Raw genomic sequence first — 21,376 nt, forward strand, 5'->3', positions numbered from 1 at the left:
ACCCCAATTCCCGGGCGAGCGCGGCCCGTTGCCGTGGGCCCCGCGGGGGCCCGTCGAAGCCTGGCGGCGGCGCTAGGCCGCCGTGGCCGTCCCCGTGACGACGACCCGCGGCAGGACGTCGTCGTACACCCCCGGGTCGAACTCGCCCGCGGCGGGCGCCGCGACGGTGGCCGCGGCGAGCGCCACCGCGCGGGCCAGCCGCTCCGGCCACGGCAGGCCCGTCACGAGCCCGGACAGCAGGCCCGCGACGGCCGAGTCGCCCGCGCCCGCCGGGTTGCCGCGCACCGGCGACGGCGGGGCGGCCCGCCAGGTGCCCTCGGGCGTGACGGACAGCAGGCCGTCGGCGCCGAGCGAGGCGACGACGGCGTGGGCGCCTCGGCGGCGGGCGTCGCGGGTGGCCTGGGACGGCTCGTGGGCGCCGGTGAGTTCGGCGAGTTCGTCGGCGTTGGGCTTGACCACGTCGGGCCGGGCGGCGACGCCGCGGCGCAGCGGCTCGCCGCTGGTGTCGAGGAGCACCGGCACGGACGCGGCGCGCGCGGTGCGGATGAGCAGGGCGTACGCGCCGACGGGGACGCCGGGCGGCAGGCTGCCGCACAGGGCGACCGCCGTGACGCCGCCGCCGCGCACCAACTCCTCGTACCCGGCGAGGAAGTCGGCCCACTCGGCGGGCGTGACGGGCGGGCCCGGCTCGTTGAGGAGGGTGGTGTCGCCGCTGCGGGCGTCGACGACGGCGAGGGTGCGGCGGGTGGCGCCCGCGACGGGCCGCAGCGCGTCCGTGAGGCGTGCGGTGCCCGCCAGGCGCTCGCGCAGGGTGCGGCCGGTGTCGCCGCCCGCGAAGCCGGTGACCGTCACGTCGTGGCCGAGGGCGGCGAGCACACGGGCCACGTTGAGGCCCTTGCCGCCGGGGCGTTCGGTGACGTCGGTGACGCGGTGCGTGGTGTGGGGCGTGAGGGAGGGGACCTTGTACGTGATGTCCAGTGCGGCGTTCAGCGTGACCGTGACGATCACTGCTTCACCCCCGAGAACCCCTGTCGGCACTTCCGCGGCACGGGCGACGCGCCTGCCGCGTACGGCTTTCGGGTCCTGATCATGCCAAAAAGAAGGCGGTTGGCCCAGACCTCGGGACCAACCGCCTGGGTGCCGCCGTCAGCGCGGGTCGACGACCCATTCGCCCTTGCGCAGCACGCCCTTGAGGGCGAACCGCTCGTCCAGGACGACGACGTCGGCGTCCTTGCCGGGCTCCAGGGAGCCGACCCGGTCGTAGACGCCGAGGAGCTTCGCCGGGTTCGCGGAGATCGCGGTGACGACGTCCTCGACGGGCAGCCCGTCGACCGTCACCGACCGCTGGAAGGCCCGGTCCAGGGTGAGTGTGGAGCCCGCGATCGCGCCGCCCTCGGCGAGCCGCGCGACGCCGTCCGACACCACGACCTCAAGGGGGCCCAGGTGGTAGGCGCCGTCGCCGAAGCCCGCCGCGTCCATCGCGTCGGTGATCAGCGCGACCCGGTCGGCGCCCGCGTGGTGGAAGGCCAGCTGGAAGGAGGCCGGGTGCAGGTGCGTGCCGTCGTTGATCAGCTCGACGGTGATCCGCTCGTCCTCCAGGAGCGCGGCGATCGGCCCCGGCGCGCGGTGGCCGAGGCCCGGCATCGCGTTGTACAGGTGCGTGGCGACGGTGGCGCCCGCGTCGATGGCCTCGACGGTCTGCTCGTACGTGGCGTCGGTGTGGCCGATCGCCGCGATCACGCCGTGCTCGGCGAGGAGGCGTACGGAGTCGATGCCGCCGGGCAGTTCCGTGGCGAGGGTGACCATCTTGGCCTGGCCGCGGGCGGCGTCGAGGAGCTTGCGCACCTCGGCCGGGTCGGGGTGGCGGAGCAGCGCCTCGCTGTGCGCGCCCTTGCGGCACGGCGAGATGAAGGGGCCCTCGAAGTGGATGCCCGCGATCTCGCCCTGCTCGGCCAGCTCGGAGAGCAGCCCGGCGCGCTGGGCGAGCGCGTCCATCTCGCCGGTCACCGTGGAGGCGACGACGGTGGTGGTGCCGTGCAGGCGGTGGGTGTGGACGCCGCGCAGGATGTCGTCGACGGTGCCGTTGGTGAAGGACGCGCCGCCGCCGCCGTGGTTGTGGGTGTCGACGAAGCCGGGGACCAGCCAGTGGCCGGTGAGGTCGATCGTCTCGGCGTCCGCGGGAGCGCTCCCCGCGATGCGCGTGCCGTCGACGATGACGCGGCCGTTCTGGACGGTCCCGGTGGGCAGTACCACCTGGGCACCGGCGAGGACCTTGCTAGTGGCCATCAGGTGGTTACCTCCGTGATTCGGTGGGGGGTGCGGTGGGGGTGGGGGTGGCGGCCGGTCGCTTCCCGCCGCGCTCCAGGAGGTCCCAGGCCAGCAGGCTCGCGCCCAGGCAGCCCGCCGCGTCGCCGAGCGCCGCCGGGACGATCTCGGGCAGCGTCTGGAACTGGACCACGCGGTCGGCGACCGCCTTGCGCAGCGGTGCGAACAAGGTTTCCCCGGCTTCCGCGAGGCCGCCACCGACGATCAGCGTGTCCGGGTCCAGCAGGGTGAGCGCCGTGAGCAGGCCGTCGGCGAGCGCGTCCACCGCGTCCTGCCAGACCTCGGCGGCGCGCGGGTCGCCCGAGCGCACCGCCTTCGCGCAGTCCGCCGCGTCCGCGTGCGGGTCGCCGCTGGCCTTCGCCCAGGCCTCGCTGACCGCGGACGCGGACGCCAGGCGCTCCAGGCAGCCGCGCTGGCCGCAGCCGCAGGGGGGCCGCCGGGGCGCACGACGATATGGCCGATCTCGCCCGCGGAGCCGTGGGCGCCGGGCTCGATGGTGCCGCCGATGCCGATGGCACCGGCGATGCCCGTGCCGAGCGCCACGAACAGGAAGCGGTCGGCGCCCTGGCCCGCGCCCACGTGGCCCTCGGCGAGGCCGCCGGTGCGGACGTCGTGGCCGAGCGCCACGGGGATGCCCTCCAGGCGGGCGCTGAGCAGGTCCCTCAGGGGGACGTCGGACCAGCCCAGGTTCGCCGCGTACACGGCTGTGCCGCGCTCGGCGTCGACGATGCCGGGCACCGCCACGCCCGCCGCGGCGGCGGGCTCGCCGAACTCGGCGACGCCGTGGGCGCGGAGGTCGGCCGCGAAGTCGAGGATCGACTCGACGACCGCGGTGGCGCCGCGGCTGCGGCCGGTCGGGCGGCGGGCCTCGTGCAGCAGAGTGCCGTCCGGGGCGACCAGGGCGGCCTTCATCCCGGTGCCGCCTACGTCGAGGGCGATGACATGTCTCACGGGCACAGTGTCTCGTGTGACACCGGGAAAGGTCTAGTCCAGTTACGGGGTTGGGGTGGGGCGGGTCGCCGGGGCGGGGCGGGTGGGGGCGGGCGTGGGCCCCCGCGGGGCGCCCCAGGCCCGCCCCTTCACCGAAACCAGGGGGCTGCCGCCCCCGGCACCCCCGTCTCATCGCCGCTTCGCGGCTCGTCCTCAAACGCCGGACGGGCTTTAACTGAGGATCACGCTTCTGGTCAGGTTGCGGGGAGCGTCGGGGTCGTGCCCCCGGGACTCCGCCAGGGCGACCGCCAGGCGCTGGGCGCGGATCAGGTCGGCCAGGGGGTCCACGTCGTCACGGGCGACGAGGTGGCCGCCCACGCGGGTCACGTCCGCCGCCAGGCCCTCGGGGAGGGCGCCGAACATCCAGGTGACGCGGCCGGGCGCGGTGATGGAGATCGGGCCGTGGCGGTACTCCATCGCGGGGTACGCCTCCGTCCAGGCGCCCGCCGCCTCCCGCATCTTCAGCGCCGCCTCCAGCGCGAGCCCGTACGTCCAGCCGCGCCCCAGGAACGTCCACTGCTCGGCCGCGACGGCCTCCTCGGGCAGCGGCTCCGCCAGCACGCGCTCCGCGTCGGCCGCCGCCTCCTCGACCGGCCCGAGGCCCGGGACCGCGCCGAGCCCGGCCCGCAGGAAGGCGAGCGCGGTGGTGGCGAACCGGGTCTGCACCACCGACTCCTCGTCCGCCCAGTCCAGGACCGCCACGGTGTCCGCCACGTCCATGACGGGCGTCGCCGGGTCGGCGGTCAGCGCCAGCGTCGGCGCCGTGCCGCGCACCGCGCGCAGCAGGTCCAGCACCTCCGTCGTCGTACCGGACCGGGTGATCGCCACGACCCGGTCGTAGGCCCGCCCGGCCGGGAACTCCGACGCCGCGAACGCGTCCGTCTCGCCCTGCCCCGCCGCCTCCCGCAGCGCCGCGTACGCGAGCGCCATGAACCACGACGTGCCGCAGCCCGTCACGGCGACGCGCTCGCCCGGCTCCGGCAGTCCGCCGAAGGCGGCGGCCGCCGTGGCGGCCCGCCGCCAGCAGTCGGGCTGGGTGGCTGTCTCTGCTGCGGTGCGCGACATCTGCCAAGGCTCCTTGCCGGTACGGGAGTTGCGCGGCGGACCGCGCGGGGGCGGGCCGGTCGGCGCCGCCCCGAGCAGTGCTTAGCACCGCTGTGGCGGGGGCGGCAACGGTGACGGCCGTTGCGGAAGTGATACTGGGGTGGTGTAGACCTGGAGTCTTGGCGCGGGGCAAACTCGCACCTCAGCACAGGGACCGACGAGGTTGGGAAGTACAGCGGTGCAGCGGCGCGGGACAGGCCTTACGGCGGCGGTGGCCGCACTGAGCATGGCGGCGCTGCTCGCCGGGTGCGGCGGATCGGGCGGATCGGACACGATCACGCTCAAGCTCGTCGCGGCCGACTACGGCGACTCGGCGGCCAACAGCTCCAAGAAGTACTGGGACAAGCTGGCCAAGGCGTACGAGGCCGACCACCCCGACGTCAAGATCGACGTCAGCGTCTACTCGTGGACGGACGTCGACCGCAAGGTCAAGGAGATGGTCGCCGACGGCGACGCCCCCGACCTCGCCCAGATCGGCGCGTACGCCGACTACGCCGCGCAGGACAAGCTGTACAGCGCCGACGACCTGCTCTCCATCCCCACCCAGGCCGACTTCCTCGCCCCGCTGTCCAAGGCGGGCGTCGTCAACCGCGTGCAGTACGGCATGCCGTTCGCGGCGTCCACGCGGCTGCTGTTCTACAACAAGAAGCTCTTCAGCAGCGCCGGGATCACCGCGCCGGAGAGCTGGAGCGAACTCCAGGCCGCCGCGAAGAAGCTGAAGGCGCGCGGCGTGAAGTACCCGTACGCGCTGCCGCTCGGCCCCGAGGAGGCGCAGGCCGAGACCCTCCAGTGGCTGCTCAGCGGAGGCGGCGGCTACACCGACAACGTCGGCTCGTACGACATCGACGCCAAGCCCAACGTGGAAACGTTCAACTGGCTGAAGAACGAGCTGGTCGGCAAGGGCCTGACCGGGCCGACGCCGCCCGCGAAGCTGAACCGCGCGCAGGCCTTCGCCGCGTTCACGCGCGGCGAGGTCGGCATGCTCAACGGCCACCCCACGCTGATGCGGATGGCCGCCAAGAAGGGCGTCAAGTTCGGCATGGTGCCGATGCCCGGCGTCAACGGCAAGACGCAGGCCACGATGGGCGTCGCCGACTGGATGATGGCCTTCAAGCAGAACGGCCACCGCAAGGAGGTCGGCGAGTTCCTCAACTTCGTCTACAGCAAGAAGAACGTCCTCGACTTCTCGCGCGAGTACGACCTGCTGCCGGTGACCACGTCGGCGTCCCAGGCCATGGCCGACGACAAGGAGGACTCCGCGAAGCTCGGCAGCTTCCTGAAGGAGCTGCCGACGTCCCAGCTGTACCCCGTGGGGCGGACGTCGTGGGCGCAGGTGTCCGTGCAGATCAAGAAGTACATCGGTACGACCGTGGCCGAGAACGGCAACCCTGAGGCGACGCTTGGGCAGATCGAGGCGAAGGCCGCCGCCGAGGAGAACGCGCGCTAGCGCCCTGCCGGGCGGGGCCAGCGGTTCCCCTGGCCGGGGGGTGCCCGCCGTTGGCGGCCGCCGGTCCGTGCGTGGTTGCTTCTCCCACCCGCCCGCCCGTTGCCCCCTGGCTGCGTGGGGTGGACGCCCCTCGTGGGGGTTGCCCGCCGTTGGCGGCTGCGGGTTCGTGTGTGGTTGCTTCACCCACCCGCCCGCCCGTGGCCCCCTGGCTGCGGACGTGGCCGCGCCTCGCGGGGGTCGCCCGCCGGGAGGGGGCTAGTGTGAGGGCATGAGTGAAGAAGGGGTCGAGGGCGGTGGGGGGCTTTCCGGGCGGGCCCGGGCCGTGCTCGCCCTTGAGCGGCGCAACTGGGCGGGGCCCGGAGCCAAGGAACGGGCCATCCGCGAGGAACTGGGGCTCGCGCCCGTCCGCTACTACCAGATCCTCAACGCCCTCCTCGACGACGAGCGCGCCCTCGCCCACGACCCCGTCACGGTCAACCGGCTGCGCCGCGTCCGCGAGGCCCGCCGCGCGGAACGCTGAGCCCTGGGCCTAGGCTCTGGGGCCATGGGTGACCTGACGCACTCCCTGCCGCAGCCGTTGACCCCCGCCGGACGCGACGGACTCGCCGCGATCCTCGCCCGGCCCGAACGCGCCGTGATCGCCCTCGACTTCGACGGCACGCTCGCGCCGATCGTGCCCGACCCGGAACAGGCCCGCGCCCACCCCGGCGCCGTACCCGCGCTCGCCGCGCTCGCCCCCAAGGTCCTCTCCGTCGCCATCGTCACCGGCCGCCCGGCGGGCGTCGCCGTCCGCCACGGCGGGTTCGCCGGGGTGCCAGGGCTTGAGCACCTCGTCGTCCTCGGCCACTACGGCGCCGAGCGCTGGGACGCCGTCACGGCGACCGTACGGGCCGGGGAACCGCACCCCGGGGTCGCGGCCGTACGGGCCGAACTGCCCGGGTTCCTGGACTCCATCGGCGCCTGGCACGGCACGTGGATCGAGGAGAAGGGGCGCGCCGTGGCCGTCCACACGCGCCGCGCGCGGGATCCCGAGGCGGCCTTCGAGGCGCTGCGCGGCCCCCTCGGGGAGCTGGCCGCGCGCCACGGGCTCATCGTCGAGCCGGGGCGCCTCGTGCTTGAGCTGCGGCCGCCCGGCGTGGACAAGGGGGTGGCGCTCGTGGAGTACGTACGGGAGGTGGGCGCCGCGTCCGTCCTCTACGCGGGGGACGACCTGGGCGACCTGCCCGCGTTCGCGGCGGTCGACAAGCTGCGGGCGGACGAGGGGGTCCCTGGGCTGCTGGTGTGCAGCGGCAGCGAGGAGGTACCGGAACTCGCGGGGCGCGCCGACCTGACCCTCCCGGGCCCCCCAGCAGTGGTGACCCTCCTCACCGCCCTGTCCCAAACCCTCCCCTGACCCCACCGCCGCCCCTGCGGGTTCGTGACCGGGTGCCTCTCCCACCCGCCCGCCCGTGACGCCCCGGCTGCGCGAGGCGGGCGCTCCTGGCGGGGGTTGCCCGCCGTCGGCGTCTGCGCCCGGGTGGGGCCCGCCACCCGCAGCCGCCAACGGCGGGCGACCCCCACGAGGGGCGTCCACCCCACGCAGCTGGGGGGTAACGGGCGGGCGGGTGGGTGAAGCAACCACGCACGGGCCCGCGGGCGCCGATGGTGGGCGACCCCCGCGAGGGGCGGTCGCCTCCGCAGTCGGGGGGTGACGGGTGGGCGGGTGGGCGGGGGTCAGGTGTCGGCAGGCGCGGAGGCCGACAGCGCGGCCAGCTGGTCGGCGAACCAGCGGCCCGGCGGCAGCGCAGTACCCGCGGCGGCCAACCGCTTCGTGCGTTCCGCCCGCTCCTCCACCGGCATGGCGAGCGCCGAGCGCAACGCCGCCGCCGTCCCCGCCACGTCGTAGGGGTTCACCCCCAGCGCGTCCTCGCCCAGCTCCTCGTACGCCCCGGCCTCCCGGGACAGGACCAGCGCGCACCCCTCGTCGGAGACGACCGGCACCTCCTTGGCGACGAGGTTCATGCCGTCCCGGATGGGGTTCACCAGCGCCACGTCGGCGAGACGGTACGCCGCGAGGGACCGCGCGAAGTCGTCCTCGACATGGAGGACGACCGGCGTCCAGCCCTCCGTACCGAAGGCGGAGTTGATCTCCGCGGCGACCCGTGAGACCTCCGCGGTGTAGTCGCGGTACACCGCGAGGTCCTGCCGCGAGGGGTAGGCGAACGCCACGTGCACCACGCGCTCGCGCCACTCGGGGTGCTCGGCGAGCAGCAGCCGGTAGGCGTGCAGGCCGCGCACGATGTTCTTGGACAGCTCGGTCCGGTCGACGCGGACGATGACCTTCCGTCCCTCGCCCACGCGCTCGCGCAGCGCCACGAGCCGCTCCTCGACGTCGTCGCGCCGCGACCGCTCGCGCAGGAAGTCCGCGTCGGCCCCGAGGCCGTGCACGCCGATCCGGGTGCCGGAGGTGCCGCCCAGGTAGCGCACACAGGTCTCCGTGAAGGCGTCGGCCCACCGCCCGGTGAGGAAGCCCAGCCGGTCGGCGCCGAGCATGCCGCGCAGGAGCTGCTCGGCGACGTCGTCGGGCAGCATCCGGAAGTAGTCGACCGGCGCCCACGGGGTGTGCGAGAAGTGCCCGATCCTGAGGTCGGGCCGCAGCTCGCGCAGCAGGCCGGGCACGAGCGCCAGGTGGTAGTCCTGGACGAGGACGGCGGCCCCGTCGGCCGCGCCGTCGGCGAGGGCCCGCGCGAAGGCCTCGTTGTACGCCTCGTACGCGGCCCACTGGGTCCGGAACTCCGGCCCGAAGGACGGTTCCAGCGGCGTCTGGTACAGCATGTGGTGCACGAACCACAGGACCGAGTTCGCGACGCCGTTGTACGCCGCCGCGTGCGTCGCCGGGTCGATGTCCAGCATCCGGACACCGGGCTCGACGGCCCCGCGCCGCACCGCCTCCCGGTCGCCGTCGCCGAGCGCCGCGCACACCCACAGGGAGTCCGCGCGCTGACCGATGGAGCTGAGCCCGGACACGAGCCCGCCCCCGCCGCGCTTGGCGGTCAGCGCGCCGTCCTCTCCGACGGCGTACGAAACGGGGCCGCGGTTGGACGCGACCAGGACCTGGGCGGCATCGACGTGTGCGGAGACCATGAAAACGAACCTAGCCGGTCCCGCGAGCCCGTAAACGCGCCCCCGCGACCGGCGCCGTCATCCGGACACACGCGCCCCGCGCCTTCCCTGGCCCCGCACCCCCTCAGACCCCGCCTCTCAGGCGGCGCGCCGCGCCACGTACTCCGCGACCTCCGCCATCGGCGGCCGCTCCTCGGTGTCCACCGCGTACGTCCGCGGCTCGAACCCCGACGCGCCCCGCACGAACTGCGTCAGCTCCGGCCGCACGAGGTGCCCGCGGGCGAGCCGCAGCTGCGCCGTGCGGTAGATCGCGGCGGCCATCCGCCCGAGCGCCTGCCCGTCCTGGTGCCGGTGCCGGCGCACGCCCACGTCGACCTGCGCCAGCGCGTCCAGGCCGACCGTGTGCAGCGCGTCCACGAGCAGCCCCAGCTCCACGCCGTACCCCACGGGGAACGGCAGCCGCTCCAGCAGGGACCGCCGGGCCGCGTACTCGCCGCCCAACGGCTGGACGAAACCCGCCAGTCGGGGCCAGTGCAGGTTCAGCAGCGGGCGCGCCACCAGCTCGGTCACCCGGCCGCCCTGACCTGCGCCCACGCCGTCCGCGAGGGTCAGCGGACGGTCGTACATCGCCTTCACGAACTGCACGTCCGGGTCCGTGAGCAGCGGGCCCACGATGCCGGTCACGAAGTCCGCCGAGAACTCCCGCAGGTCCGCGTCGACGAACGCCACCACGTCCCCGCTGGTCACCAGGAGTGACCGCCACAGCACCTCGCCCTTGCCGGGCACCGCCGGGAGGCGCGGCAGCACGTCGTCGCGGCGCACCACCCGGGCGCCCGCCGCGCGCGCCACCTCCGCCGTGCGGTCCCGCGAGCCGGAGTCCAGCACCACCAGCTCGTCGACCAGCGGCACCCGCTCGACCAGCTCGCGCCGGATCTCCGCGACGATCTCGCCGACGGTCTCCTCCTCGTCGAGCGCGGGCAGCACGACGCTCACCGTGGTGCCGGACGCGCGTTTGGCGGCGCCGAGCTGGGACAGCGGGCGGTCGGCCACGGACCAGGAACGCCTGCTCAGCCAGCGCTCGACCTCTTCCAGCACGCGGGCTCCTCCCTCGGGTGGCGGTGTGTGATCCATCTCGCGGTTCGGACGACTATCTCAACTGTCCTGGGCTTCGGTTACAGTCTTGAACAACGCCGGTGTCCGTCGCATGTCGGGGGTCACCGCCGTTCACCAGCGCACCAAGCGGCGCGTCAAGCACCGCGACAACCGCATCGACAACCGCATAACAACCACATACCGCTCATCCAGAGGGGCAGAGGGATACGGCCCGTTGAAGCCCCGGCAACCCTCCAGTCGGTTCTCGTACGACGCCATCGGCGCACCGCGAGGCTCCCGGCTAGGGAAGGTGCCAATTCCGTCTCGCGGCGAGATGCGTCGCGAGGAAGATGAGGAGAAAGGGCCTCGCCTCCATGGCTGTGCAGACCGTCGACACCCCGTCCGGCACCTCTTCCGCCACCCCCGCCGACACCGCGGTCGACCTCGGTCCCGCGTCCGGGCTCTCCTGTCGCGAGTGCGGCACGCTCTTCCCGCTCGGCCCGATCTTCGCCTGCGCCGAGTGCTTCGGCCCGCTCGAAGTCGCGTACGACCTGCCGCTCGGCGACCCGGAGGCACTCCGTACGAAGATCGAGTCCGGCCCGGCGAACATCTGGCGGTACGCCCCGCTGCTGCCCGTCCCCGCCGACGTCGCCGACAAGCCCAACCTCAACCCGGGCTGGACCAAGCTCGTCAAGGCCGACAACCTGGGCCGCGAACTCGGCGTCGAGCCGGGCAAGTTGTTCGTCAAGGACGACTCCGGCAACCCCACGCACTCCTTCAAGGACCGCGTCGTCGCCCAGGCGCTCGAAGCGGCGCGCGCCTTCGGCTTCACCACCCTCTCGTGCTCGTCCACCGGGAACCTCGCGGGCGCGGTCGGCGCCGCGGCGGCCCGCGCGGGCTTCCGCTCCTGCGTGTTCATCCCGCACGACCTGGAGCAGGGCAAGGTCGTCATGGCCGCGGTGTACGGCGGCGACCTCGTCGGCATCGAGGGCACCTACGACGACGTGAACCGCTTCTGCTCCGAGCTGATCGGCGACCCGCTCGGCGAGGGCTGGGGCTTCGTCAACGTCAACCTGCGGCCGTACTACGGCGAGGGCTCCAAGACCCTCGCGTACGAGATCTGCGAGCAGCTCGGCTGGCGCCTGCCCGACCAGCTGGTGGTCCCCATCGCCTCCGGATCGCAGCTCACGAAGATCGACAAGGGTCTGAAGGAGCTGATCAAGCTCGGCCTGGTCGAGGACAAGCCGTACAAGATCTTCGGGGCGCAGGCGGAGGGCTGCTCGCCGGTGTCGGCGGCCTTCAAGGCCGGGCACGACGTGGTCCGCCCGCAGAAGCCGAACACCATCGCCAAGTCCCTCGCCATCGGCAACCCGGCGGACGGCCCGTACGTCCTGGACATCGCCCGGCGCACCGGCGGCGCCGTCGAGGACGTCACCGACGAGCAGATCGTCGACGCCATCAAGCTGCTCGCCCGCACCGAGGGGATCTTCGCCGAGACCGCGGGCGGCGTGACCGTCGGGGTCACGCGCAAGCTCATCGAGGAGGGACTCCTCGACCCCTCCCTCACCACCGTCGTCCTCAACACCGGCGACGGCCTGAAGACCCTGGACGCGGTCGCCGAGACCTCCCAGGCCACCGCCACCATCCGCCCGAGCCTGGACGCGTTCCGCGACGCGGGCCTGGCCCGCTGAGCCCGCCGAGCCGTCACGCCGCCGAGCCCGCCGGGCCGCCCGCCCGCTGGGCCGTCAAGCCCGCCTGGCCCGCTGAGCCCGCCGACACACGCACCGAAGAGGCTGGAGTCCCCATGAGCGTCAACGTCCGCATCCCCACCATCCTGCGCACCTACACCGGCGGACAGGCCGAGGTCCCCGCCGAGGGCGCGACCCTCGCCGAGGTCATCGCCGACCTGGAGAAGAACCACACCGGCATCGCCGCGCGCGTCCTGGACGACCAGGGCAAGCTGCGCCGCTTCGTGAACGTGTACGTCAACGACGACGACGTCCGCTTCGAGCAGGGCCTGGAGACGGCCACGCCGGACGGCGCGGGCGTCTCCATCATCCCGGCGGTCGCGGGCGGCTGCTGAGCCGCGGTCGCGCGGCGGGGGGCGACCGCCGGTCGCGGTGGCCGCGGGGTCTTGGTGGCCGCCGGGGCGTGGTGGCTGCGGGGGCGTGGTGACCGTGGGGTCGCGGTGGCCGTGGGACTTTGCGGTGCCGGGGCGTGGTGGCCGCCGGGGTGGCGGGTGCCGGGTCGCGGTGACCACCGGGTTGCGGTGGCCGTGGGGTCGCGGTGGCTGTGGGTCTTTGCGGTGCCGGGGCGTGGTGGCCGCCGGGGTGGCGGGTGCCGGGTCGCGGTGACCACCGGGTTGCGGTGGCCGTGGGGTCGCGGTGGCTGTGGGTCTTTGCGGTGCCGGGGCGTGGTGGCCGCCGGGGTGGCGGGTGCCGGGTCGCGGTGACCACCGGGTTGCGGTGGCCGTGGGGTTGCGGTGGCTGCGGGGCCTTTGCGGTGCCGGGGCGCGATGGTCGCCGGGGCGTGGTGGGTGCCGGGGTGTGTACGGCTTCCCGGGCCCTGGCCCCGGCTCTCGGCCCTTCCGGGCCCCTCTGGCAGCTTCCTGCCCTGCCTGCTTGCCCGCCCGCCGTGTCCCGCCTCCCGCCTCCCGCCGTCTCCCGTCGTCTCCCATCGACTTCCTGTCAACTGCGGGTCGTTACACCGTGCGTGACACCGATTGCCCCCTCCGCGAGAGAAGCGGAGGGGGCAATTCTGCATGGTTGAGCGCGGTACAGTTGGGAAAGGAGCTTCGTCTTTGACGCCGGACCGTCCCGGCGCGGGGCGAACGTGTGGACGAACTCGGCCTCGGGCCGACAAGAAGTAGCCAAAGTGTCCTGCCTATTCGCGTCGTTCGCGGCATTTGCCGGGCCCGACTTGCCCTGAACTCCGGTGAATTCTCCGGTTATTGGCGATCGGCGGTGCCCAGAATTCTCGTCCGATTGACCTGTTGCAGACGGCAGTTGGACAGATACATTCAGCCGCGGTCGACGCGTTCCGGCGCACACCCCCAACCCATGGGGGGTGAGGTCTGACCCGGGTCCGCGAAGTGCGGTCCTGCGCAAGGGCCAGTAATAGGGGAGTTAGGCATGGCTCAGGGCACCGTCAAGTGGTTCAACGCGGAGAAGGGATACGGCTTCATCGCGGTCGACGGTGGTGCGGATGTTTTCGTCCACTACAGCGCGATCCAGATGGACGGCTACCGCACCCTGGAAGAAGGTCAGCGGGTCGAGTTCGAGATCTCGCAGGGCCAGAAGGGTCCCCAGGCGGACATGGTCAAGGTCACCGTCTGAGCGGTTTGGCGCGATCGGCCACCGACGCGTAGGCCCGCACCCCACCAGGGGGTGCGGGCCTTCCCTTTCCCCGAGGGCCACCGTCCCCGGCGGCTGCCGTCTTCGCCTCCGGCGGCTGCCCTTCCCTGCCCGTGACCGCCCCTCGCTGGCGCTGGCCACCGTCGGCGCCTGCCGCCCCGCGTCTCGTCTCCTTTCCCACCCGCCCACCCGTTTCCGCCCTCGTGGGATGTGACCGCTTCCCGCTGGGGCTGGTCGCCGTCGGCGTCTGCCGGTCCGTGGGGCGTTTGCTTTCCCACCCGCCCGCCCGTTTCCGCCCTCGCGGATGTGGCCGCTCCTCGCTGGGGCTGGCCGCCGTCGGCGTCTGCTGGTCCGTGGGGCGTTTGCTTTCCCACCCGCCCGCCCGTTTCCGCCCTCGCGGATGTGGCCGCTCCTCGCTGGGGCTGGCCGCCGTCGGCGTCTGCTGGTCCGTGGGGCGTTTGCTTTCCCACCCGCCCGCCCGTGACCGCCCTCGCGGATGTGGCCGCTCCCCGCTGGCGCTGGGCGCCGTTGGCGTCTGCGGCTGTGTGGGGTGTGCGGGTGCGGGTGGTCGCAGACGCCGACGGTGGGCAGCCCCCGCGAGGGACGTCCACCCCCAAGACGACGGTCACGGGTGGGCGGGTGGGAGAGGGTGCCCCGCGGAGCGGCAGGCGCCGATGGCGCTCAGCCCCGGCGGGGGGCGTTCGCCCGTGAGCTGGCGGTCATGGGCGGGCGGGTGGGAGAGGACGCCCCCACGGACCGGCAGACGCCGACGGCGCTCAGCCCCGGCGGGGGGCGGTCACGTCCCGCGAGGGCGGTCACGGGCGGGCGGGTGGGAAAGGGGTGCGCAACGGCGGTGGCGGGCCCCGAGGGCGGGGGTGGACGGACCGCCTTGGGGGGCGACCTTGCACTCGCGGGGGGCGAGTGCTAATCATTGGCGTTAGCACTCTACGAGTGAGAGTGACAGAACTTGGATCGGGCCGGTGAGGCCCGCAGACCGGGTGGGGCAAGGAACCACAAGGCCTGCGGACCGTCCGTCGCGGGCACCAGTGCGGTCCGGATTTTCCACCCCTGTCCGGGAGGACCACTTCACATGGCCAAGATCATCGCGTTCGACGAGGAGGCACGGCGCGGCCTCGAGCGCGGCATGAACCAGCTCGCCGACGCCGTCAAGGTGACCCTGGGCCCCAAGGGTCGCAACGTCGTCCTCGAGAAGAAGTGGGGCGCCCCCACGATCACCAACGATGGTGTGTCCATCGCCAAGGAGATCGAGCTCGAGGACCCGTACGAGAAGATCGGCGCCGAGCTGGTCAAGGAGGTCGCGAAGAAGACGGACGACGTCGCCGGTGACGGCACGACGACCGCGACCGTCCTGGCCCAGGCGCTGGTCCGCGAGGGCCTGCGCAACGTGGCCGCGGGTGCCAACCCGATGGCCCTGAAGCGCGGTATCGAGAAGGCCGTCGAGGCCGTCTCGGGCGCCCTGCTCGACCAGGCCAAGGAGGTCGAGACCAAGGAGCAGATCGCCTCCACGGCCTCCATCTCCGCCGCCGACACCCAGATCGGCGAGCTGATCGCCGAGGCCATGGACAAGGTCGGCAAGGAAGGCGTCATCACCGTCGAGGAGTCGCAGACCTTCGGTCTTGAGCTGGAGCTCACCGAGGGCATGCGCTTCGACAAGGGCTACATCTCGGCGTACTTCGCGACCGACATGGAGCGCATGGAGGCGGCGCTCGAGGACCCGTACATCCTCATCGTCAACTCCAAGATCTCCAACGTGAAGGACCTCCTTCCGCTCCTGGAGAAGGTCATGCAGTCGGGCAAGCCGCTGCTGATCATCGCCGAGGACGTCGAGGGCGAGGCCCTGTCCACGCTGGTCGTCAACAAGATCCGTGGCACGTTCAAGTCCGTCGCCGTCAAGGCCCCGGGCTTCGGCGACCGCCGCAAGGCCATGCTCGGCGACATCGCCATCCTCACGGGCGGCACGGTCATCTCCGAGGAGGTCGGCCTCAAGCTGGAGAACGCCGGTCTGGACCTGCTGGGCCGCGCCCGCAAGGTCGTCATCACCAAGGACGAGACCACGATCGTCGACGGTGCCGGTGACAGCGAGTCCGTCCAGGGCCGCGTGAACCAGATCCGCGCCGAGATCGAGAACAGCGACTCGGACTACGACCGCGAGAAGCTCCAGGAGCGCCTGGCGAAGCTCGCGGGCGGCGTGGCCGTCATCAAGGCCGGTGCCGCCACCGAGGTGGAGCTGAAGGAGCGCAAGCACCGCATCGAGGACGCCGTGCGCAACGCCAAGGCGGCCGTCGAGGAGGGCATCGTCGCCGGTGGTGGCGTGGCCCTGCTGCAGGCCTCCTCGGTCTTCGAGAAGCTGGAGCTGGAGGGCGACGAGGCCACCGGTGCCGCCGCCGTCAAGCTGGCGCTCGAGGCCCCGCTGAAGCAGATCTCCGTGAACGCGGGCCTTGAGGGCGGCGTCATCGTGGAGAAGGTCCGCAACCTCACCCCGGGCCACGGCCTGAACGCCGCCACCGGTGAGTACGTGGACATGATCGGCGAGGGCATCATCGACCCGGCGAAGGTGACGCGCTCCGCGCTGCAGAACGCCGCGTCGATCGCCGCGCTGTTCCTCACCACCGAGGCCGTCATCGCCGACAAGCCGGAGAAGGCCGCCCCGGCGGGCGCTCCGGGCGGCATGCCCGGCGGTGACATGGACTTCTGATCCGGTCCGGTTCTCCCGGTCCGGTTCGGGCTCGTCCTTTCCGAGGGCGGCACTCCTTGCTTCCGGCAAGGGGTGCCGCCCTCGGGCGTTCCCGCACGCCGTACGAGGCGTCAGCACAGGCTCCGGTACGGCGCGTCCGGCACGTACGTGCGCCACTCCGCGCGCGTGATGTCCCGCCCCGCCTTGGCGCACACGGCGGCGGCCAGCCGCTGGGGCGTCAGGTCGAGGGACGGTGTCCGGTCGCCGGTGAGGGCGCGCAGCACGCCGTCGGCGTCGAAGGCGAGGCCGTCGATGTCGCGGCCCATGAGTTCGAGGGGTTCGCCGAGGGCGAGGCGGGCATCGAGGTCCCACAGCTGCACGCTGTCCTCGTCGGCGACGGCCGCGAGGAGGCTCCCGTCGGGCGAGATGGCGGGCCGGTACAGGGTGGCGCCGCCCCGGGAGGCGCCCCGGACGGTGCTGCTGGGCATCCGCGCCCGGCGTTCGGTGACCTCGCCGTCCCACAGCTCCACCCAGCCGGTCTCCTTGATGACGGCGAGGTGGCGGCCGTCGGGGGAGAAGGCCAGGTCGACGATGTTCTCCGAGCCGAGGTCGACGCGGCGGACCCGGCCGGTGGCGAGGTCGAGGACGTCGCCCCGGGTGGTGACGTGGTGGCGGCTGTCCTGGCTGAACTGGCCGTAGCCGTCGATCCCCTTGTACGTGTGCACGCGCTGGCGCGTCCGCAGGTCCCAGACGTCCAGGGAGCCGCCGCCGGGGGTGGGGACGCCCCCGTAGTCGTAGGCGTACGCGAGGTGGCGGCCGTCGGGTGACAGGACGATGTTCGCCACCAGGCGGCCCTCGGGGACGGGGGCGCGGAACAGCTCCTTGTGGGCGCGGGTGTCCCAGACGCTGACGGAGAGGTTCAGCTTGCCGGGGCGCGGACGGTAGTCGGTGAAGGCGAGGACGCGGCCGTCGCCGGACAGGGTGCTGTAGATGCGGGTCACGGCCTGTCCGGGGCCCGGCCCCTGGGGGATGGGGGCGCCGGACTCCTTGCCGGTGCGCAGGTCGACGAGGTGCTGCACGGGCCGGTCGCGCCCGCCCGTGCGGTACAGGCCCACGCGCCCGTCGGCGGACACCCCCGCACCCGTGACGCCCTTGCCGCGTGCGCCGCCGCTGAGGACGGTGCGCAGGTCGAGGCGGTGGACCTGGTGGGGGACGTCGGTGACGTAGACGAGCGTGTCGGTGCGGTCGTCGAGCAGCAGCTGGATCTGGTCGTCGGTCACGCCCCGGCCCGGTGAGCGGCGGAAGAGGGGGCTCTCGGAGTCGTCGAGGCTCCAGATCTCCATCTCGCCGTCCTCGGTGACGCCCTGGACGTGGCGGCCGTCGCGGCTCAGGGCCGGGCTCTCCAGGTCCTCCTCGCGCGCGGAGCCCGCCCGCTCGCCGGTGGCGGTCTTCCAGACGTACGTGCCCGTCTCGGTGTGCAGGGCGACGCGGGCGCCGTCCGCGCTGAAGGTGATGCCCCGGCCGCAGTTGAGGTTGTCGTAGAGGTCCTTGCCCCGGGTGTCGAAGACGAGCCGTCCCGCGCCGTCGGGGCCGACCGTCCGCACCTCCATGGGGCCCGCCTTGGTGCGGCTGCCGACGGCGCAGGACACGATGTGCGCGCCGTCCGGTGACAGGGCGGCGGAGTTCTTCTGGGACCAGGCGGCGACGCGCGTGCCGGAGGCGGTGAGGAGCCGGTAGGAGTGGCGCTCGGGCTGCGGGTCCCGGGAGCCGAAGAGGACCTGCCCCTGGTTCGTCAGCTGGTCGGGCCCGTAGCCGGGCTGGTGGGGCAGCGGCTTCGCGACGGGCTTGCCGTCGCGGGTGGACACGACCCGGTACGGGGCGTCGTCGGCGGTGCCGGTGAGGAGCAGGAAGCGGCCGTCCGCGCTGATCAGGGGCTCGGGGACATCGTCCGCCATGACCTCGCCCCGGAGCGTGGCGTAGGGCTTGGCGGCGGCCTTCTGCCCTTGGGTCAGGTCCCGGAGCGTGACCTTGCCCGGCGTGTACTGGAGGAGTGTGCGCCCGCTGTCCACCAGCAGTTCGCCGGTGCCGTGGGCGCCGTTGACGCTGGGCAGCGACAGCACCGCCGTCTCCCGCTGCGTGGCCGCCGAGTTCAGCGCCGACCGTGACTCCGGGGTCTCGGCGATCCGCCAGGCCGCGAGGCTCAGCAGCAGGGACGTGTCGGGCTGGTCGCCGCGCAGCCGGTCGGCGGCCTGGGCGACGGACCGGGCGGTGGCCTGGGCGCGGCGCCGGTCGGCTTCGGCGGCGTTGCGGCGGCTGTCGCGGGCCTGGAACCAGGCGACCGTCCCGGCGAGCAGCACGAGCGCCGTCAACGCGGCCACCCCGGACAGGAGTTGGCGCCTGCGGCGGTCGGCGCGGGCCGCCTCGTCGCGGGAGGCGGTGACGAACCGCAGCTCCAGCGGGTTGGGCCGCAGCTGGTAGGGCGCGGTGGCGAGCCAGTCGAGGCCGGTGGTGAGGGCGGTGCCGCGCAGCAGGTCGTCGGCGCGTTCCCCGGCCGCCTGCCAGGCGAGCGCGGCCCCGCCGAGCCTGCGGTGGGCGGCGATCCGGTCGCGGTCGGCGGCGACCCACTCGCGCAGCCGCCGCCAGGCGGGTATCAGGGCCGCGCTGACGGGCCGTACGGAGCCGTCCTCGTCGACCACCAGGGCCCCGGCGGCGGCCAGCGCGTCCACCGCCGCGCGCGTCGCCCGCCGCTCGCTCCCAGGCCGCTCCGCCTCCAGTTCCGCCCGGCCCGCCGTCCGTACGGAATCCTGCGCACCGTCGGCCGCGTCGCCGGGCACGACGAGGCGCAACAGCAGCTCCTGGGCGGCGAGTTGGACCGGGCCGGGCAGCGCGGCGTACGCGGCTTCCGCGCGGTCCCCGAGCGGCGGCACGGCCTCGGTGGCGGCCGGTTCCGCCGCCCGCCGCGCCCCCGCCTCAAGCAGCCCCTTGCGCGGGTCGGCGGACTCCGGCAGCTCCCCGACCAGACCGAGCAGCAACTCCCGCGCGGTGGGCCGCAGTTCCGGCTCCTTCGCGAGCGCCGCCGCCACCAGGGGCCGCATACGAGGGGGCAGCGCCGACAGGTCCGGGTCCAGGGCCGCCGTGCGGTGCACGACCTCCCCGATGTGCGCGCCCCGGAACGGCTCGGTGCCGCTCGCCGCGTACACCACGACCGCCGCCCACGCGAACACGTCCGACGCCTGGGTGGCCCGCCGCCCGGCAAGGACCTCCGGTGCCATGTAGCCGAACGTGCCCATGATCTTCCCCGTGGCAGTCAGGGACATGTCAGGGGCGCGCGCGATGCCGAAGTCGATGACGCGGGGCCCGTCCGGGCCGAGCAGCACGTTGCCGGGCTTCAGGTCGCGGTGCACCACACCCGCCCCGTGGATGGCGACGAGGGCGGTCGCCGCGCCGATCGCCAGCCGCGTCAGCGCGTCCGCCGGGAGCGGCCCGCCGCCGCGCACGGCGTCCGCGAGCGTCACCCCCGGCACGTACTCGCTCACGATGAACGGCGTGTCCCCGTCGGCCGACACGTCGAGGATCCGCGCCGTGCAGAACGACGCGACCCGCCGCGCCGCGTCGGCCTCCTTCCCGAACCGCTCCCGCACGAACGGCTCCGCGCCCCGGTGCAGCGCCTTCAGCGCCACGCGCGCCCCGTCGGCGCCGTACGCCTCGTAGACCACACCCTGCCCGCCCGAGCCGAGCCGCGCGGCCAGCCAGTAGCTCCCGTACCGCTCCGGGTCCTCGTCGAGCAGCGCGGCCGTCACCGCTCCGCCTCCGTCAGCGGTACGCCGTGCCGCGCGGCCAGCGCCCGCACGGTGTCCGGCAGCGGCGCCGCCCCCTCGGCCGGGGCCAGCAGCCGGGTACGGATGCGGGTGGCGCCCTGCCGGTCCTTGCGCACCCACGTCGGATGCTGGAAGCCGACCGGCAGCCCCTGCCGGTCCTCGACCCGCAGCGTCAGCAGCGTCCCGCCCTCGCTCAGCTCCACCGACCGCACATCGCCCCAGCCCACCACCGCCAGCGTGTCCGGTCCGCCCACCCCGATGCCCGCGTCGCCCAGCACCAGCCCGTCCTTGGACGCGGTGAGCAGCCCGATCAGCCGCGCCCCCGCGATGACCGCGCCGATGACGCTCAGCACCATCAGCCAGGGCACCTGATCGAAGAACTGGGCCCCCACCACGATCCCCACCACGGACCCCACCCCCGACGAGGCGGTGGTCGCCAGGTGCAGCGCCAGGGCCTGCCGGTCGCGCCGGTACAGGGCGGGCGCGACGTCCGGCGTGCCCACCCGCGTCGGCGCCGCGTCAGCGGGCTCCGCCTCGTGCCCGGCGCCGCCGATCGGCGTGGCCGCCGCGCCGCCCGTGAACTGGTTGAGCAGTTCCCTCGGCGTCGGCCGCCGCTCCGGCTCCTTGCGCAGGCACGCGCGGACCACATCCCGCAGCGCCCCCGGCACCGCCGACAGGTCCGCCCGCTCGTGCACCGCCCGGTACAGCATCGCGTACGGCGTCCCCTCCCCGAACGCGCTCCCGCCCGCCGCCGCCACCAGGACCGCGCCCAGCGCGAACACATCGCACGCGCCCGTGATGTTCCCGTCCGCCCGCACCTGTTCCGGCGCGATGAACCCCGCCGTGCCGATCACCGCCTCGCCCGTCAGGCCCGTCCCCTCCAGCGCCCGCGCGATCCCGAAGTCCAGGACCCGGGGCCCGTCCTCCGCCAGGATGATGTTCGCCGGTTTGAGGTCGCGGTGTACGAGGCCACACGCGTGGATGGCCTCCAGCGCCTCCGCCAGCGCGGCACCCAGGGCCCACAGTTCGCTCTCGCTGAGCGCCCCGCGCCGCCGGATCTCCGCGTCCAGCGTCGGCCCCTTCACATACGCGCTCGCCATCCACGGCTGCGGCGCGTCCGGATCGGCGTCCACCACCGCCGCCGTGTGGAAGCCGCCTACCTTGCGGGCGGCTTCCACCTCCTTGCGGAACCGGGCCCGGAAGCGGGGGTCCGCCGCGTACTCGGCCTTCACCACCTTCAGCGCGACGGCGCGGCCCGCGCGGGAGCGGGCCAGGTAGACGGCGCCCATGCCGCCGTGCCCCAGCTCCCGCTTGATCACGTAGTGCCCGACCTGTGCCCCGATCACGTCGCCCCCTCGGCCGTCCGGTGATGTGCCCGCGTGTGCCCCGCCGCCGGTGCCGGACGCGTGTCAACACACGCGGTCGGCGGGGGAGTTGGTTCCGGGGGTGA

General features: G+C 73.9%; 14 protein-coding genes, 1 pseudogene and 1 riboswitch. Of the genes and pseudogenes, 7 read left to right on the forward strand and 8 right to left on the reverse strand.

Features of this window, described 5'->3' with window-relative positions; translation table 11 throughout:
- Positions 1 to 72: 72 nt before the first annotated feature.
- The 4 genes and pseudogenes from ACOBQU_RS21115 to ACOBQU_RS21130 form a co-directional block, all read right to left on the reverse strand.
- Positions 73 to 1,008 carry a 1-phosphofructokinase family hexose kinase gene (locus ACOBQU_RS21115; protein WP_423628877.1) on the reverse strand — a complete coding sequence of 312 codons (936 nt, stop codon included), beginning with the start codon at positions 1,006 to 1,008 and terminating at the stop codon, positions 73 to 75.
- Between the two features lie 138 nt (positions 1,009 to 1,146).
- Positions 1,147 to 2,286, reverse strand: a complete 1,140-nt coding sequence (nagA, locus tag ACOBQU_RS21120; protein WP_423628878.1) for an N-acetylglucosamine-6-phosphate deacetylase — start codon at positions 2,284 to 2,286, stop codon at positions 1,147 to 1,149.
- A 7-nt stretch (positions 2,287 to 2,293) separates the two neighbouring features.
- Positions 2,294 to 3,276: pseudogene (locus tag ACOBQU_RS21125) on the reverse strand (ROK family protein).
- Between the two features lie 210 nt (positions 3,277 to 3,486).
- Complete coding sequence (locus ACOBQU_RS21130; protein WP_423628879.1) at positions 3,487 to 4,380, reverse strand: SIS domain-containing protein; 894 nt, start codon at positions 4,378 to 4,380, stop codon at positions 3,487 to 3,489.
- 265 nt (positions 4,381 to 4,645) lie between these two features.
- On the opposite strand from ACOBQU_RS21130, the gene ACOBQU_RS21135 reads away from it, so the two are divergent.
- From ACOBQU_RS21135 to otsB, 3 genes are all read left to right on the forward strand, one after another.
- Complete coding sequence (locus tag ACOBQU_RS21135; protein ID WP_423634623.1) at positions 4,646 to 5,866, forward strand: ABC transporter substrate-binding protein; 1,221 nt, start codon at positions 4,646 to 4,648, stop codon at positions 5,864 to 5,866.
- Positions 5,867 to 6,134: 268 nt separating this feature from the next.
- Positions 6,135 to 6,386, forward strand: coding sequence for a DUF3263 domain-containing protein (locus tag ACOBQU_RS21140; protein ID WP_423628880.1), 252 nt, complete (start codon positions 6,135 to 6,137; stop codon positions 6,384 to 6,386).
- A gap of 24 nt (positions 6,387 to 6,410) precedes the next feature.
- Positions 6,411 to 7,259, forward strand: a complete 849-nt coding sequence (gene otsB, locus ACOBQU_RS21145) for a trehalose-phosphatase (protein WP_423628881.1) — start codon at positions 6,411 to 6,413, stop codon at positions 7,257 to 7,259.
- A 320-nt stretch (positions 7,260 to 7,579) separates the two neighbouring features.
- On the opposite strand, the gene ACOBQU_RS21150 is transcribed toward otsB, so the two are convergent.
- Positions 7,580 to 8,989, reverse strand: a complete 1,410-nt coding sequence (locus ACOBQU_RS21150) for an alpha,alpha-trehalose-phosphate synthase (UDP-forming) (RefSeq protein WP_423628882.1) — start codon at positions 8,987 to 8,989, stop codon at positions 7,580 to 7,582.
- Between the two features lie 117 nt (positions 8,990 to 9,106).
- The gene (locus ACOBQU_RS21155; RefSeq protein ID WP_423628883.1) at positions 9,107 to 10,063 is read right to left on the reverse strand and encodes a glucosyl-3-phosphoglycerate synthase; all 957 of its coding nucleotides are present in this window, start codon (positions 10,061 to 10,063) and stop codon (positions 9,107 to 9,109) included.
- Positions 10,064 to 10,262: 199 nt separating this feature from the next.
- A riboswitch (SAM riboswitch) is annotated at positions 10,263 to 10,417 on the forward strand.
- Between ACOBQU_RS21155 and thrC the strand changes: the two genes are divergently transcribed.
- From thrC to groL, 4 genes are all read left to right on the forward strand, one after another.
- Complete coding sequence (thrC, locus tag ACOBQU_RS21160; protein ID WP_423628884.1) at positions 10,411 to 11,751, forward strand: threonine synthase; 1,341 nt, start codon at positions 10,411 to 10,413, stop codon at positions 11,749 to 11,751. Its footprint overlaps the riboswitch before it by 7 nt.
- A 113-nt stretch (positions 11,752 to 11,864) precedes the next feature.
- A complete protein-coding gene (locus tag ACOBQU_RS21165; protein ID WP_423628885.1) occupies positions 11,865 to 12,143 on the forward strand; it encodes a MoaD/ThiS family protein in 279 nt (92 codons plus the stop codon).
- Positions 12,144 to 13,191: 1,048 nt separating this feature from the next.
- A complete protein-coding gene (locus ACOBQU_RS21170; protein WP_190135646.1) occupies positions 13,192 to 13,395 on the forward strand; it encodes a cold-shock protein in 204 nt (67 codons plus the stop codon).
- A 1,108-nt stretch (positions 13,396 to 14,503) separates the two neighbouring features.
- The gene (gene groL, locus ACOBQU_RS21175) at positions 14,504 to 16,129 is read left to right on the forward strand and encodes a chaperonin GroEL (protein ID WP_423628886.1); all 1,626 of its coding nucleotides are present in this window, start codon (positions 14,504 to 14,506) and stop codon (positions 16,127 to 16,129) included.
- A gap of 110 nt (positions 16,130 to 16,239) precedes the next feature.
- Here groL and ACOBQU_RS21180 read toward each other — a convergent pair whose 3' ends face one another.
- Positions 16,240 to 19,908 carry a protein kinase domain-containing protein gene (locus tag ACOBQU_RS21180; protein ID WP_423628887.1) on the reverse strand — a complete coding sequence of 1,223 codons (3,669 nt, stop codon included), beginning with the start codon at positions 19,906 to 19,908 and terminating at the stop codon, positions 16,240 to 16,242.
- Entirely contained in the window at positions 19,905 to 21,272 is a 1,368-nt protein-coding gene (locus ACOBQU_RS21185) for a serine/threonine-protein kinase (protein ID WP_423628888.1), read from the reverse strand. Before ACOBQU_RS21185 ends, ACOBQU_RS21180 begins: the two co-directional genes overlap by 4 nt.
- Positions 21,273 to 21,376 lie beyond the last annotated feature (104 nt).

Source organism: Streptomyces sp. G45, assembly GCF_049542095.1.
Lineage (GTDB): Bacteria > Actinomycetota > Actinomycetes > Streptomycetales > Streptomycetaceae > Streptomyces.

Excerpts from the sequence above, each read along its gene's own strand:
- nagA (WP_423628878.1), bottom strand. The coding sequence starts at position 2,286 with ATGGCCACTAGCAAGGTCCTCGCCGGTGCCCAGGTGGTACTGCCCACC.
- ACOBQU_RS21130 (WP_423628879.1), bottom strand. The coding sequence starts at position 4,380 with ATGTCGCGCACCGCAGCAGAGACAGCCACCCAGCCCGACTGCTGGCGG.
- ACOBQU_RS21135 (WP_423634623.1), top strand. The coding sequence starts at position 4,646 with ATGGCGGCGCTGCTCGCCGGGTGCGGCGGATCGGGCGGATCGGACACG.
- ACOBQU_RS21140 (WP_423628880.1), top strand. The coding sequence starts at position 6,135 with ATGAGTGAAGAAGGGGTCGAGGGCGGTGGGGGGCTTTCCGGGCGGGCC.
- otsB (WP_423628881.1), top strand. The coding sequence starts at position 6,411 with ATGGGTGACCTGACGCACTCCCTGCCGCAGCCGTTGACCCCCGCCGGA.
- ACOBQU_RS21150 (WP_423628882.1), bottom strand. The coding sequence starts at position 8,989 with ATGGTCTCCGCACACGTCGATGCCGCCCAGGTCCTGGTCGCGTCCAAC.
- thrC (WP_423628884.1), top strand. The coding sequence starts at position 10,411 with ATGAGGAGAAAGGGCCTCGCCTCCATGGCTGTGCAGACCGTCGACACC.
- ACOBQU_RS21165 (WP_423628885.1), top strand. The coding sequence starts at position 11,865 with ATGAGCGTCAACGTCCGCATCCCCACCATCCTGCGCACCTACACCGGC.
- ACOBQU_RS21170 (WP_190135646.1), top strand. The coding sequence starts at position 13,192 with ATGGCTCAGGGCACCGTCAAGTGGTTCAACGCGGAGAAGGGATACGGC.
- groL (WP_423628886.1), top strand. The coding sequence starts at position 14,504 with ATGGCCAAGATCATCGCGTTCGACGAGGAGGCACGGCGCGGCCTCGAG.